16 protein-coding genes are annotated in these 13,201 nt (G+C 63.7%); 1 reads left to right on the top strand and 15 read right to left on the bottom strand.

What is annotated here, in order from left to right:
- Positions 1-37: 37 nt before the first annotated feature.
- Together GSI01S_RS08135 and GSI01S_RS08130 are read right to left on the bottom strand one after the other, a co-directional pair.
- Positions 38-1,260 (bottom strand): IS3 family transposase gene (locus GSI01S_RS08135; RefSeq protein WP_085950748.1). Its coding sequence is split into 2 segments (ribosomal slippage): positions 38-954 and positions 954-1,260, totalling 1,224 coding nucleotides; the frame shifts between segments, so codons are not numbered across the junction.
- On the bottom strand, positions 1,182-3,500 hold the full coding sequence (locus tag GSI01S_RS08130) for a tape measure protein (RefSeq protein ID WP_006896039.1): 2,319 nt from the start codon (positions 3,498-3,500) through the stop codon (positions 1,182-1,184). The genes GSI01S_RS08135 and GSI01S_RS08130 overlap by 79 nt, the downstream gene beginning before the upstream one ends.
- A gap of 75 nt (positions 3,501-3,575) precedes the next feature.
- Here GSI01S_RS08130 and GSI01S_RS20095 point away from each other — a divergent pair, with 75 nt between their 5' ends.
- Entirely contained in the window at positions 3,576-4,178 is a 603-nt protein-coding gene (locus GSI01S_RS20095; RefSeq protein ID WP_006896038.1) for a hypothetical protein, read from the top strand.
- Between the two features lie 407 nt (positions 4,179-4,585).
- On the opposite strand, the gene GSI01S_RS08120 is transcribed toward GSI01S_RS20095, so the two are convergent.
- The 13 genes from GSI01S_RS08120 to GSI01S_RS08060 form a co-directional block, all read right to left on the bottom strand.
- Positions 4,586-4,960, bottom strand: coding sequence for a hypothetical protein (locus GSI01S_RS08120; RefSeq protein ID WP_006896036.1), 375 nt, complete (start codon positions 4,958-4,960; stop codon positions 4,586-4,588).
- A 120-nt stretch (positions 4,961-5,080) separates the two neighbouring features.
- The gene (locus tag GSI01S_RS08115; RefSeq protein WP_006896035.1) at positions 5,081-5,896 is read right to left on the bottom strand and encodes a hypothetical protein; all 816 of its coding nucleotides are present in this window, start codon (positions 5,894-5,896) and stop codon (positions 5,081-5,083) included.
- 57 nt (positions 5,897-5,953) lie between these two features.
- Positions 5,954-6,319, bottom strand: a complete 366-nt coding sequence (locus GSI01S_RS08110; protein ID WP_006896034.1) for a hypothetical protein — start codon at positions 6,317-6,319, stop codon at positions 5,954-5,956.
- On the bottom strand, positions 6,316-6,570 hold the full coding sequence (locus tag GSI01S_RS08105) for a hypothetical protein (RefSeq protein WP_006896033.1): 255 nt from the start codon (positions 6,568-6,570) through the stop codon (positions 6,316-6,318). Before GSI01S_RS08105 ends, GSI01S_RS08110 begins: the two co-directional genes overlap by 4 nt.
- Entirely contained in the window at positions 6,567-6,758 is a 192-nt protein-coding gene (locus GSI01S_RS08100) for a hypothetical protein (RefSeq protein ID WP_006896032.1), read from the bottom strand. Before GSI01S_RS08100 ends, GSI01S_RS08105 begins: the two co-directional genes overlap by 4 nt.
- The gene (locus GSI01S_RS19515) at positions 6,755-7,096 is read right to left on the bottom strand and encodes a hypothetical protein (RefSeq protein ID WP_006896031.1); all 342 of its coding nucleotides are present in this window, start codon (positions 7,094-7,096) and stop codon (positions 6,755-6,757) included. Before GSI01S_RS19515 ends, GSI01S_RS08100 begins: the two co-directional genes overlap by 4 nt.
- Positions 7,090-7,479, bottom strand: coding sequence for a hypothetical protein (locus GSI01S_RS20090; protein WP_006896030.1), 390 nt, complete (start codon positions 7,477-7,479; stop codon positions 7,090-7,092). Before GSI01S_RS20090 ends, GSI01S_RS19515 begins: the two co-directional genes overlap by 7 nt.
- Before the next feature lie 120 nt (positions 7,480-7,599).
- Complete coding sequence (locus GSI01S_RS08085; protein WP_006896029.1) at positions 7,600-8,628, bottom strand: major capsid protein; 1,029 nt, start codon at positions 8,626-8,628, stop codon at positions 7,600-7,602.
- Between the two features lie 2 nt (positions 8,629-8,630).
- Positions 8,631-9,005, bottom strand: a complete 375-nt coding sequence (locus GSI01S_RS08080; protein ID WP_006896028.1) for a hypothetical protein — start codon at positions 9,003-9,005, stop codon at positions 8,631-8,633.
- A gap of 57 nt (positions 9,006-9,062) precedes the next feature.
- On the bottom strand, positions 9,063-9,587 hold the full coding sequence (locus tag GSI01S_RS08075) for a capsid assembly scaffolding protein Gp46 family protein (protein ID WP_006896027.1): 525 nt from the start codon (positions 9,585-9,587) through the stop codon (positions 9,063-9,065).
- 111 nt (positions 9,588-9,698) lie between these two features.
- Complete coding sequence (locus GSI01S_RS08070) at positions 9,699-10,364, bottom strand: VG15 protein (protein ID WP_006896026.1); 666 nt, start codon at positions 10,362-10,364, stop codon at positions 9,699-9,701.
- Complete coding sequence (locus tag GSI01S_RS08065) at positions 10,364-11,812, bottom strand: phage portal protein (RefSeq protein ID WP_006896025.1); 1,449 nt, start codon at positions 11,810-11,812, stop codon at positions 10,364-10,366. Before GSI01S_RS08065 ends, GSI01S_RS08070 begins: the two co-directional genes overlap by 1 nt.
- The gene (locus GSI01S_RS08060) at positions 11,813-13,159 is read right to left on the bottom strand and encodes a terminase large subunit domain-containing protein (RefSeq protein ID WP_006896024.1); all 1,347 of its coding nucleotides are present in this window, start codon (positions 13,157-13,159) and stop codon (positions 11,813-11,815) included.
- Positions 13,160-13,201 lie beyond the last annotated feature (42 nt).

The following is a 13,201-nucleotide window of genomic DNA, read 5'->3' as shown; positions in this document are numbered from 1 at the left end:
GGGCCTTGACCCCGGAAACTGGACACGGGGTTTGTGATTACGCGGCTTTCTGCAGGCTATCGGATGTGTGAGCGTTTTCGTAGTCGGCAGGGCTGAGATAGTTGCAGTACGAGTGCCGGCGTCGGGTGTTGTAGCGGGTGATCCACCGGAACACCGCGAGCCTTGCCGCCCGGGGCGATTCCCAGCGGGCTGCGCCTTGCAGCGTTTCGCGTTTGAGTGTCGCATTGAACGACTCGGCCAGGGCATTGTCCGCGCTCGTGCCCACCGCTCCCATCGATTGCGCAACACCCAACTTCGCGCAGATCATCGCGAAACCCTTTGAGGTGTATTGACTTCCGCGATCGGCGTGGAACACTGCACCGGCAAGACCGCCGCGGGTCAGTGCTGCGGCACCTAAGGCATCTTCGACGAGTTCGGTACGCATGTGCTCGGCGATCGACCAGCCCACCAGGCGGCGGGAGAAGCAGTCGATCACCGTGGCCAAATACAAGAACTCATTGTCCCCGCATGGCAGATACGTGATGTCACCGACGTATCGGGTATTCGGTGCGATCGCGGTGAAATCACGGTTGAGCAGGTCCGGCGACGGAGTGTCGGCTGGTTCGGCGATGGTGGTGCGGTGTTTTCGGCGCAGTCGCAGGCCCTCGATGTTGTTGGCGCGCATGATCCGTGCGATCCGTTTGTGATTGATCCGCTGGTCGGCGGGTTGTCCGTGATTGATCTCGGCGGTGATCCGGGGCCGCCCGTAGGTGTTGTCCACCGTGTGGACGGCGCGGATCTTGTCGGCGAGTTCAGCGTCGGCTGCGGCCCGGGCGGCTCGTTTCTCGGCGGCGTTGATCCATGCGTAGTACGACGAGCGGGCGATATCGATGACCTGGCACAACCGCTTCACCGGGTAGGTGTCGGAGTGGTCTGCGACGAACTGGAAGCGGTTCACCAGTTCGTCTCTCCGGCGAAATATTTTGCCGCCGACCGCAGGATGTCTCGTTCGGTTTCGAGCTTGGTTTTCTCCGCGCGTAGGTGTGCGACCTCGGCGCGGAGCCTGGCGGCTTCCTGCTCGGGTGTCTCGCCGGTGCCGGGCCCCGGAGCGGTGGCGGCGGGTCTGCGGATCGGGATACCCGCATTTCTCAGCCATGTGGTCAGGGAGCCGTGGGATACGCCGAGATCGGCGGCGATCCCGGCTACGGTCGCGCCGCCGGTGTCGCGGTACAGCTCGACTGCGTCGCGGCGGAACTCTTCGGAGTAATTTTTCTTTGCCATCGGGTTAGATCTTCTCGCTTTCCCTGGTCTGAGACCAGGATCAAGCGTGTCCAACCCGCGGGGTCAAGGCCCAACGCCGAACCATCAATCCCAGCAGCAGCATCGGCTGCAGAGCGAACTTGGTCGCCCCACTGCTTCATCGCTTCGGCCTTATCCTTGGTCGGATTCAGCGCATTCATCGCCGAAAGCAGGGCCTTCTGCTTGTCCGCAGCAGACGCCGACTCGTCTCCGAGTGTCTTGATTGCATCTGATACCTCGGTGAACCCAGGAGTCATCTGCTTTGCAATGTTCTGCTGCTGCACGAACTCATTTCGCAGTACGCGAAGATCCGAAACAGCCTGCATACCCGCCGGACCCATGGCCATCAACTGCGACTGCAAGATGTTCCACTCACGCTGAGATCCATACAGCTTCTTCGACACATCCTCCGTGGACATGCCGAGCTGATCGAATGCATGCTGAGCACCCTGGGCCTTCGCGGCGGCTCGATCGTTCATGTCGGCGAGACCTTCGCCGGCCTTCGTCAGGCCGAGGAACTTCCCGATGCCGTCGTACATGACCTCGTGCCACTTGCCGTCAGCTCGCGCGGCGGCGTCCGTCTTCTCGCGGTATTCATCGACTCGCTGGGTCGCGATCTTCATGACGTCTTCCGTCGCGACGCCCTGGGATGCGATGAGAGCCTTGGATAGCGCGTAATGCGACTCGGTCAGCTTCTTCACTGCGGAGTCATACTCAGCCGAGATCTGGCTCTGACGCTGGAATGAAGCTACGAGGAGGCCGCCTGCGACGGTCGCGCCTGTGGCGGCGGCTCCCCATGGCCCGCCCAAGACATCCAGCGAACCCTGCAGTGCCTGCCGCATGCCCGATGCTCGCGTCCGGACCACGGCCATAGCGCCGCCGAATCGGCCCAACTCGATTCCGTTGTTGGCCGCCAGTGTCCGCTGTAGCGTCATCTGCTCGCCGAAGCCCTTGAAGGCGTCGCGAGCTCCAGTCACTCGAGAGGTCAAAGGCGACAGGACGTCGCTGACTTTCGAGATCATCCCTGGAACGGTCTTGAATCCGACCCAAGCGCCAAGTGCTGCGGTGACGAGTGCCGGATGCGCCTTCATGAGATCCGCGAGCGTCTGCAGGCCTGGATTGATGATGTTCAGAACGCCCGTTGCTGCCTGCAGGGTCGTCAGGAACAGTTGCCAGGTCCCGATACCGATCGTCGCTGACGCCTGAGCCAGCGCTTGACCGATGCCCGTCAACGCTGGCATCACGTCGATGCCAGCCTGGGCCATTCCCTTCAGTGTCGACAGAAGTTCATCGATAGCTCCGGAGTCTCGTGCCGCCTGCATCGCAGACTGCAGCTTCGGCCCCCACTCTTCGAAGATCTTCTGATCCAGGGCTTCCGCGAGTCGAGTGACCGTGGGCGTCATATTGTCGATCGCGGTCGTTGCGCCCGCCAACATCCCCGGAAGTCGGCTGAAGAATGGCTGCTCAGCCGCAGCGCCGAGACGACCGAGCGCGGCGATCATGTTCTGGAAACCGCCGCGGACAGTCTTCCCGGCTTCTTGGGCCGCACCGCCGATGTTCTTCTGGATCGCGGCGAAGAACATCTCCGACGAGATCTTCCCGTCCGACGCCATCTTCTTGACCTCGGCGCCGGTCACACCAGCTTCCTTAGCCAACCACTGATAGATCGGGATGCCGCGGTCAGCGAGCTGATTCAGATCGTCGGTGTACGCCATCTGGCCCGTCTGGACCTGATTCAGGATCGACCCCATATCGGACAGGGAGACACCCGCGATCGACGCCGCATCCGCAGTCATCGACAGGTACTTCGTCAGCTCCTGGCCCGGCTTGATCCCGGCCGCGACCGCGTTGCCCGCGATTGTGGCGGCATCGCCCAACCCGAATGCGGTGCCGCGGACGGCCGTCAAGGCGCTGTCCATGATCTTGGACGTGTCGGCAGCGGTCACACCGAGGCCGGCGAGTTTACCCTTCGCGTCATCGATCGCAGAGAGCCGTTGGAAGCCCTTGACCATGGCAGTGCCGATAGTTGCGACACCCGCGGCCGCCGCTGCCGCTCCGCCGGTCTTGAGCGCCTTTCCGAGCGCCCCAGACATCTTCGATCCCATGGCCTTGCCGGACTTCTCAGCTTCGCCTTCGGCCTGGCCGAGTGCTTTCCGAACGGCGGGCGGAATCTTGTCCGTCGTGGCGACGAGGCTGACGTACCCTACGGCCAGTTCAGTCACAGGAGTGTCCTCCGATCAGATGAGCGCGAGAGGGCGCAAGGTGGAATGTCCGAATGGCGCGATAGGATCCCGCGCATGAAGAAGGTCGCGATCGCGCTAGTTGCTTCCGCAACTGCCGTGTCTGGAATCGCCGGGTGCTCGTCGCAAGATGAAGGAAGCCCGACGACGGCAGCGGCAACACCATCTGCGTCAGCTGACGTCAACAAGCCGGTACACAAAGCCGTGGGCGAGAAGGCCTACTGGGGATGTAACGCCAAAAGCGAGGACTGCCCTCTGGTCTTCAAGGTCACTGAGATTTCGCCGGTAGATCGTTCGGAGTGCTCGTCATACGCGCTCGACGACCTGAAGCCGGATGATCGACTGATTCGAGTCAAGGTCGATGCGAATGCGCAGGCGCCGATGCCCGGAGTCACACCGCGCAGTTCACCTGCTGGGGTACTGATTTCTCAGTTCTGGAACGGCGTATCGGATGACGGATACGTCACCCCAGTAAAGACCGAGTATGGCTGCATTCCCAACGGAGACACCTCTGTCTACGGGCCGTTCCACACCACTCTCGGCATCGGCGAAAAGGGCCGCGGCGAGATGGTGTTTGCTGTGCCCGCAGATTCGACCAAGTTGTCTCTCCACTACTTCGACACCGCAGGTTGGACTTGGGACATTCCGCCAGCTCAGTGACGGTTAGGCGAGGAGCTCAGCTGCGGCTGCTCGCGCCAGGTCCAGCTTCGACTGTTCGTTGCCCGTTTCAGCATCAATATCCCCTCCAGAGTCAGCTGGACCGTAAGCCCGCAGCTCCCAGCCTTGCGGCAACTCCTCTTCATCACCGATTCGCGCTATCGCTTCCATCCACCGCAGGTTGGTGACCGCGGTCGCTATCTCGGCGAGGAGGAGTGAGTCGACGTCGGCCCACATCCAATCGTCGGGATGGAGTGCCCGGTAGAGCGCAGACGTCTTGTCCTGCCGCAGATTCAGGATGAACTGCTGCAGCTCCCACCAGGAGAGGTGGATGGTTCCGGCCCAGTCGACGCCAGGGAACCCGTTGGATCGGAGATCTGTGTTGATCGCCCCCGAGTGATCCCCTTCTATCAGGAGTCGGAGGCTTCGGATTCCCCCACAGTGACCTTCGACTGCTCGGTCCAGATCCCGTAGATCTGATTCAGCTCACCGTTCGTCAACGTCTCGATCTGCTTGACTGTCGCAGCCTTGAGGTTTCCGGCGATTCGGAGTTGGGCGATGATTGCCTCTCGATCACTGATCGGATCCGGCACCACATCAGCGCCATCCCCGTCTTGTGTCACTTTCATCCGCTCGCCAGCCCAATCAGCCAGCCTCTTCTCGAAGTCAGCCGAGTAGTCAATCCGTGGCACAGTGAACTCGAGCGGAGCCTTCCCTGCACGGGGAATCTCGAACTCGACCTGCACGTCAGGCGAGTCCGCCGGAGTGATGATGTGCTTTGCCATTGGTCAGGAGCCTTCTGTTTGTCGGGATGGATGGTGGTGGTCAGGAGTGAGCCCGGCCCAGCGGGGCATCGGCTCCTGACCAGAGGGGTATGACTACCCCGCTGGGCCAGGTCTTACGGGTCAGGACAGCGTCGCCGCACCGTTCACCGACACGGTGCCGCCGTCCGACAGGCTGACGTCGTAAGTGCCGACGGTCGCGCCGGTGACGTTGACGGTGCCGGTGACTCCGGCGATTGCCTCGATCGCCGCCTTGACCTCGGTGTTGGTCGAGGTCTCCGACAGCGGTGCCGACAGCTGTCCGCCGACGCCGAAACGCCACACGCCGGTCGCGACAACCTTCACGGTCACGGGTCCGGGCGCGGTCTCACCGTCGTCGCCGTACTCGTAGATGTAGTCGTTGTCGTCGTTCTTGGTGACCTTCAGCGTCACCTTCACCTTCGATGCCTCGCCGGTCTTGAACGGCATCTCGCCGAGCTCATCGACCTTCGCGTACTGGATGACGTCGCGAGCCTTCTTCTTGCCCGACTTGGTCCAGAACACGAACGACTGCAGCGGCAGCTCGTCGGCATTGTGCGTGACCTTGTATCGGTTGCCGTGGGTCGCATCCGCCGGGATGAACTCGACATTGTGCGCGCCGTACAGCAGGTTCTTCACCGACTCCAGGTCGACGTCGTAGACCGTGAACTCGTACGTGGCACCGTACTCGTTCTGGTTGATGATGTAGTCGCCGCCGTCGTAGTCCTTCTCGGTGTTCGACGTGCGGGTGATCTTCCGCAGGTGCCCCTCGTCGGTGAGGACGCCGAGGTTTCCTGCGAGGAACGCGGCAGGCAGCTCCGAGGTGGCGTCGGTCGGCAGCTCGGTCCCGACCGGGGCGACGAATGCGACGCCACCCTGAGGTCCGGCGGACTTCGCCGAGTAGGTGTCCTTGATTCCCATGGTGTTTGCCCCTTCTTAGGCAGATTGGTCAGGAGCCGAAGGGTCTATTCAGTTGTGTCAGAAGGTCAAGCAATGCAGTGGACCAGTGACTGTCCACCGGTGCTGTGTCGTGATGTCAGGGTCTGGGTTGTCTGCGATGGTGACGCCGCGGTCCCCATCACCCCACAGGATGATCGCCTCCGATGTGTATGGCGCCGCGGCGAGGATGTCGTTCACCTTGATGGCCAACTGTTCGGCGGCTGGCCCGTCTGGTGCCCAGCATTCGACGATCAGCAGCATGTGATCGACCGCGCGGGTGCGCTGACCGCCGGCCCGAACCACCCGCAGGAACGATGAGGGCCGCGGATTCGGGACTTTCCCCGACGTCGGCAGTCCGGTCCCCTCCTTGAGGACCCGGATCGCTTCGGCGAGCGGCGCGGTCACGATGACATCGCTCGAATCAGCGTGTGATTCTTCGCGTTGTCGGCGATGGCTTTCGCGTCGGCGGTGACGACGGAGGCACGCCAGCGTCCCTGTGGCCGCATCATGCCCTGCCGACTGCCGGTCGCATACGTGCCCTTGCCCATCGCATTCGCACGAGCGCAGATCCGCTCAGCATGCGACTCGAGTTCAGCAATCACGCCGGGATCACGCCTGAGCTCGTAGAAGCCCTTGACGTTCCAGTCGATCCTCACACGGACCTCACCTTCTGCCACGAGCCCGGCGCGTACGCCACCCACAGCTTCCCTGGACGCTCCATCACCACGAGGACACCGGACGGTTCGGTCACCCACGTGACTTCGGGCCCGTCGAACGTGTCGTACACCTCCTCAAGCTTCCCGGTCGCCTCGTTGACCTCGGCGCCGGTCACGATCTCGATCACCCGTTCACCTTCCGCAGGTTGATCACACGCCACTCCGGTGCGTACAGCTCGATCTCGACGATGTCGCGGTCATGGCCGGCCAGCTTCGGCTCGTCCGTGCGTGGCGCCGCCCAACCGTGGACTGCACGCTCGACCGGAGCGGACCAGGACTCGACGGGGTTACCGTGCGCGTCCTCACCGTTGGCGTCGAAGATCCTGTGTCCGACAGTGAACGGCGTCGGGAACGATTCGATGGTGCCGAATGGAGAGCGGTCGTAGCGTTCTGGTTCGCCGATCACCTCGTACTCGACGCCGTCGACGATCATGCGGTCGCGCGGGCTGACAGGCCAGTTCACCATGTGGGGAAACTCGCTGCCTTGCCGCGGCACCCGAACCTGCGCAGAATCCGCTTGTCGTCCTTTGTCAGCCACGGCGACCCAGATGTGGAGCCCTCCGTGAATGTCCCGGACGATGAGTACGGACCCATCGACCGCGAGAACTGATCCATGTGTGCCGGAACCTGAGCCGATGACGGTGGTGTGTCGATGATCCTTGCGACCATCCGGGACACGACGAGTGCGACATCGTCGGGCACTGGGTCGGGATCGGTGTTGCATCCCATCCAGGCCCGGGCGGATGCCGAGGCTTCATCGAGGAGCCCCAGCACCCGCTCGGTCTCGTCACTCGTCAGTGGTCGCCCGAGACGTGCTTCCACGTCGTCGAGGCTTGCCAGTGCTGGCACTGACTGACTCCTTCGCAGTGAGGTGGTCGCCGACTGTCACCCCGTCGGGGATGGTGTCGCCTGCAGCGAGCACCACCCCTCCGGCGTAGACGACGCCTTCGAGATCGTCACGGATCTTCATCAGAGGACCGTGGCGACCATCGACGCGACGGGGTTCACCAGGACCGGGAGGGCGATCGCGTTGGAGTGCACCCACAGTCCGATCGGGTCCTTGGTCTTGTACGCGCCGACCGCGATGCCCGGCTGGTCACCGGCACCGATGCCGTACTCGGGTTCCATCGCTTCGAGGGTGGGACCGTAGAACGTCGCGCCAAGGATGTTCGAACCGCTGTTGGGGTCGACTGCCTCGGGGAGCAGGAACACCTTATTGTCGCTGGTGACGCGCTGGCCCTTGACCTTGCGGTCGTAGACGACGATCGGAGCCAGCGAGTACGCCGCCAGGACCGCGTTCAGCGAGTCGACAGAGATCGGCGCATCTGCCGTCGAGTTGCCGCGGACCAGGGCACGCAGACCCTCGTCCTTCAGCATCGCCGACAGGATCTTGCGCGAGACGACGTGAGCGCCGACGCTCGCGCCGTCGTTGGCATCCGAGTACGCCTCGTCCCACGTCTGCAGATCGTCGAGGACCTTCGCGCCCGACGCGTTCCACAGGGTCGCCGCGGTGACAGTGTTCCCGGCCGGTCGGCCGAACGACGGTGTCTGCACGAGACCGTTCTCGTTGATCGACAGGCCGCCGGTTTCGAGGGCCTGACCGCGGGCGACCTCGAGGCGGTCGGAGATCGCACGGACCGTGCGGATCGTCGCGGCCTCGATACCGCCGAGCGCGATCGCCGCACCATCGCCACCACGGGCACGAAGCTGATCGTATTCACCGATCCGCTCCTTCAGGCCGAGCGGCAGCAGCTCGAAGATCTTCCGCTCCGCCTGACCGCCGGCACCGACCGGGGTCTCGGCGTCGAAGGAGCGGTACTGGGCGAGCTGTCCGGCACCGTCCTTGCCGACCACAGTGCGGACGACGACATCGTTCACGCTCGTGTTCGGCAGCCAGCGTGCGAGGGTGCCCTGCTTGGATTCGATGTCCTCCTGGGCTGCACGGGCGAACCCGGTCAGCTCCTGAGGGGTGATGGTCTCGGTGTAGAGGGTCGCCATGATCAGGCCTCCAGGAGGAACTGGCCCGACTGGGTCGCGTCAGCAGCGACCGTACTCGGGAGCTTGGACAGGATGATGCGGCCATGCCACACGCCCGGTGCAGCGATGTTTCCGCGAGCAGCGTCGACGGGCTGATCGGTGAACACGAAGCCCGCCAGGACTTCGGAACCGTCGCTCTTGGTCGCGTCATACGGAACAGCGAGACCCGACTTCATGGCGTACGGTTCGCCGGACTTGATGCGGCCATCAGCGATCTTCGCCGACCACGCGGCGGGGTTGAGGGTGACGGTCTTGGCGACGTCGGTGCCGTGGCGCGAGCCGAGCCAGGACTGGTCGCCTGCACCGAAAGACTCAGTGCGCGGGGCGAGCTGGGTCATGGGTGATCACACTCCTTCGTGTGCTCATCAGTGCAGACGACTGTCGTCTGCACGCGGTTAGGAACTGTGCGACTGCTTGTAGCGGTCGCGGCCGGAAGCAATGGAGCCTCCGGTTTTGCCGGGCGGAGTGCCCTGCTGAGGGTTCGGCTGCGGACCCGAGGAGGTCTTGATCAGCGGCGCGAGCTTGTCGACTTGCGCCTTGATCTCTTCCTCGGTGGTGCCGGTGAGGAGTTCGACGAGTTCTGCGGGGAGCGATGCTCCGAGCCGGGTGCGGAGTGCCGAGACTTCGGCGGCTTCGCGGGCGGTCTTCTCGTCGGCGAGCTGCTGCTCGAGTGCCGCGATCCGATCGGCTACATCGTCACTGTCAGCCTTCGGTTCCGGCTTCGGTGCAGGTTTCGGGGCGCTGCCCTTCTTCGCCGCATCGAGCTGCTGCTGCAGTTCCTCGTTCTTCTTCTTCTGGGCCGCGAACGCGGTCACCAGGGGATGGTCGTCCGGCAGTCGCTCCGGTTCCGCCGATGCGGGCGGAGCGGTGGGCGTGGACGGGGTTGCCGGGTCAGCCGGCGGGGTGAGCGAATCGCCCATGATCACTCCAATCGAGTGGTCAGTCCCAGCCCGATCGGCTGGGGTGGTCTCGGTGGCCTGTTGAGCGCCGGCCGAGCGCCTTCGTCCCATAGCGGGGCGGAAGCCTGTGTGTTAGTCGTTGATCAGCCGGTTCCAGGCATTGAGAATCTGCTTCGGATCACCCGAACCAGCCTCAGACCGCGCCCGCTGATACTGCTTTCGCCACTCCTCGACATACGGCGCCTCATGCAACGGCTGCCCCGGCCTCGCCGGTACCGCCATACATCGGCACGCATCGTGGGACTTGAAATCCGCGGTCGACTCCCGGAGATAGTCAGCACCCCTGGTCGCGAGCATCCGACAGAACGCACACGCATTCGCCGACGCGTGCCGAGCCCACCGAGCACCAGGCTCACGACCGACGTTATCGAGCACGGTATCCCGCAGCCCATCGAACAAGGCCCGCTCAGCAGAGCCAGTCAGCAACGCGATCGCCTGATCCCCATTACCGACCGCCAACGCCCACGACGCCGACGACTGCAACTTCTCCACCGGCGGCAACTCCGCCGGCGACGCCGAGAATCGCGTATTCGTCGACGGCTGAGAGTCATACCAAACCGCACCCAGATCAGCCGCAGCAGACACATACGGCGTCACCAATTCCGGATACGCCGCAATCACCAGATCCCGAAACTCCGACGTCGACGTCTCAGCGAGCCGATGCCAGAACCGCGCCAGCTCCGCAGACAACCGACGATCCAACTCGCCGAGAATCGCCCGCACCTCAACAGGCGTCATCAGACCCGCACAGGAGTCTCAGCAACCGGAACAGTAGGCATATCGGACGCTGTAGGTGATATCCGGTTGATCAGTTCCGTCACCGACGACTTGCGCCGGTCGGACTCCAACCGCTGCTGCTCCTGAGGAGACAGGCCCACTCGGTCGTAGGTCACCGACGAGTTGGGCGGCAGCACACCGGACCCGATCAGCTTGGCTGCCTCATCGGCCGCCGCAGACCGGGTCGGGGTCGCCGCGTCCCGCCACGTCACACCGACCTCACGGAACGCGTCCGGGTCGAACTCGCCACGCATCATCAAAGCCAGGCGAGCAACCTCGAGCCACGCCGCACCGAACGACGCCTGACGCCGTTCAGCCCGCTTCACCAGCCGATACTCCTGCTGGATGATCGAATCCGCCGACGTCCCCTGCGGAACCTGAAACCCCAAGTACGGCGCCGGAATGCCAGCCTCGGCGGCGACGAGCTGAGCGTACGTTTCGATCTGGCTTCTGAACGGCGCCGGAGACGACGGACGGAACTCGTGCAACTGTGGTGTGACACGCTCTTCGGTCTCAGGATCGATCTGCGGCGGAATCACATTCATGTTCCCCGCGGTCGACCGCCACTTCGCATCCCGCTTCGCCTGCTCCGACATTCCCTCATCGAGACCGAACACCGCCGGATCCACATCGAGGGCCGTGTACTTCGGAGTCGTGTAGAACTCGCGATTCACCTCAAGGCCCGTCAGCGTCCGCGCGCCCGCCGCCGTGTAATAGCGGATCGCGCGGGTGATCTCACTACGCCCCTGCACATCCGACGCCCGATCCCGGTTCAGCATGCGCGCCACCGGGACCCGACCCAGATTGTGGACATCGCGCGCGACTACCGAGAGCCGGCCACCCGCAGTCTTCTCGAACCGGATCGTCTCATTCGGCAGGTACAGCGTCTCCATCACGACCGTGCCGTACTCGTCGCTCGTCTGCGACAGCGCTGACCGGGCACGACGCAGGCGGTAATCCCAGTCGACCGTGCACGACTCCGTCGACTCAGCGGTGACCAGAACCTCAGGCTCACCAATCGACGCGTCACCGACACCCACCGCGACGAACCCAACGCCGTAGATCAGCGTGTCCAAGTGCCCCCGACCAGACTCGACACCAAGCTGATTGTCCCGGAACACATCGGCCAGACGAGTGCCGTCAGCCGAAGTCCAGCCGCGGAACTCCAGCCGCTCCTCCAGAACGTCGACAATGGTGCCAGGCCAACCCAGCACCGCCTTGATCTGCTCCGACATGCCGCGCGGCGTCGCGATACCCAGGTCTTTCGGATCCTGATTCGCCTCATACCACTTCGACTTATCGAGGTTCGCTTCACGGACCGCTTTCAGTCGGGCACGCATCGCAGCAACCAAGTCGTTCTCGGGGTCCGTCAACGTCAGGGTCGGCAGAACGATAGCCGGAGTAGTCATCTACACCGCCTTCCTGACTGATCGTCGGTCTGGGTCGCGCCCAGGTTTGTGGTTCTTCGTCGCCCCCAGCAGTGCGAGGATGCAAGCGACGAGCGGGAAGATCGAGACTGTCGAGTCCTTGCGATCGAGGCCCCAGCCTCCGGCTGTGCCGATCGGACGTTTCCGGGCGCCCTCCGCAGCCGCGTTTACCGACTGTTGGTCCGCGTGCGTCAGCGTCCCCGCCTTCAGTCGCGACGCCATCAGTCCACAGCCGCGCGCCATGTCCGACGCGCCCGACCGGGCCACGTTCGTTCCGCGCTGCTTCAGTTCGATCTGCATGGACGCCGCCGGGGACGCATCGTCGATCACAACCGGCATTCGCCGGCCTGCGCGATCAGCTACCCAGTCGATCGCCGCCGCCTCATCAGTGCCGCGCCACACCTCTTCGACGTGGGCCGACTCGCCATCGATCCAGCACGCAGCGACCGAGATCTCCCGGGCATGAGACATATCGACCGCGAGCGCATCCGGCTTCACGCCAGCCGCCGGCCCGACATCGACAAGCTCAGCCCATCGCGACATCTTCACCGCGATCTGGTGCGACGACACGTCATCCCACACACCGAGTGCCTCACGCCGCCACGAGTCTTCGTTGCGGAGCTTCTTCCGCAGCCGCAGCATCGCTCGCTCCGACGTTCGGTGCGGAAAGCTCGGGTTCGCCTTCATCCACTGCGCCCGGTCCATCGGATCGCAGCCACGGTCCGCCGACATCTCGATGTACAACGTGCCATCCGACTCCCCGTCGATCGCCTCCTGGCGCATCGTCGAGAAGAACTCACCCTTGTCCTGTGGCCGCGGCGGAGTCCCCATCACCAGACAGAGAGGGTTCTCGGCGACGTTCTGCGCGGCACCCATGTTCTCCAGGGCTTGGAGTGACAGATGTTGGCCTTCGTCGAAGACGAGCACGTCGACATCAGTTCGGCCGCGGCCGAACCCGGAGTCACGAGCTCCGAACTCGATCTTCGAGCCGTTCGTGAAGACGATCGCCTCGTCGCCCTTGCCCTTCGGCGTCGCCTCGATGTGAGGCTGCACCTTCGGGCCCTGCGACATGTCGTAGAACTTCTCGAACGTCTCCAGCGCAGTGTCCTTCACCTGCGCGGTCCAGATGACCTTCAAGCCCGGCTTCATCAAGCACAGCGCGAAGATGATGCAGCCGATGATGTACGTCTTGCCGACCTGTCGCGGAATGCTGATGACGATCGTGTCCGCCGCATACTCGCCGTCGGCATTCAGTGACAGGATCAGCATCGACGCGCCGTCCTGCCAGCCGTCGAAACCCCAACCCAACCGCCGGCACGTCTTCCGCACCGACGGCCACTCCGAGCCAACGATCCCAACCGGGGCGACTAC

Source organism: Gordonia sihwensis NBRC 108236 (assembly GCF_000333035.1).
GTDB lineage: Bacteria > Actinomycetota > Actinomycetes > Mycobacteriales > Mycobacteriaceae > Gordonia > Gordonia sihwensis.
This window is presented reverse-complemented; position numbering and strand designations above follow the sequence as displayed.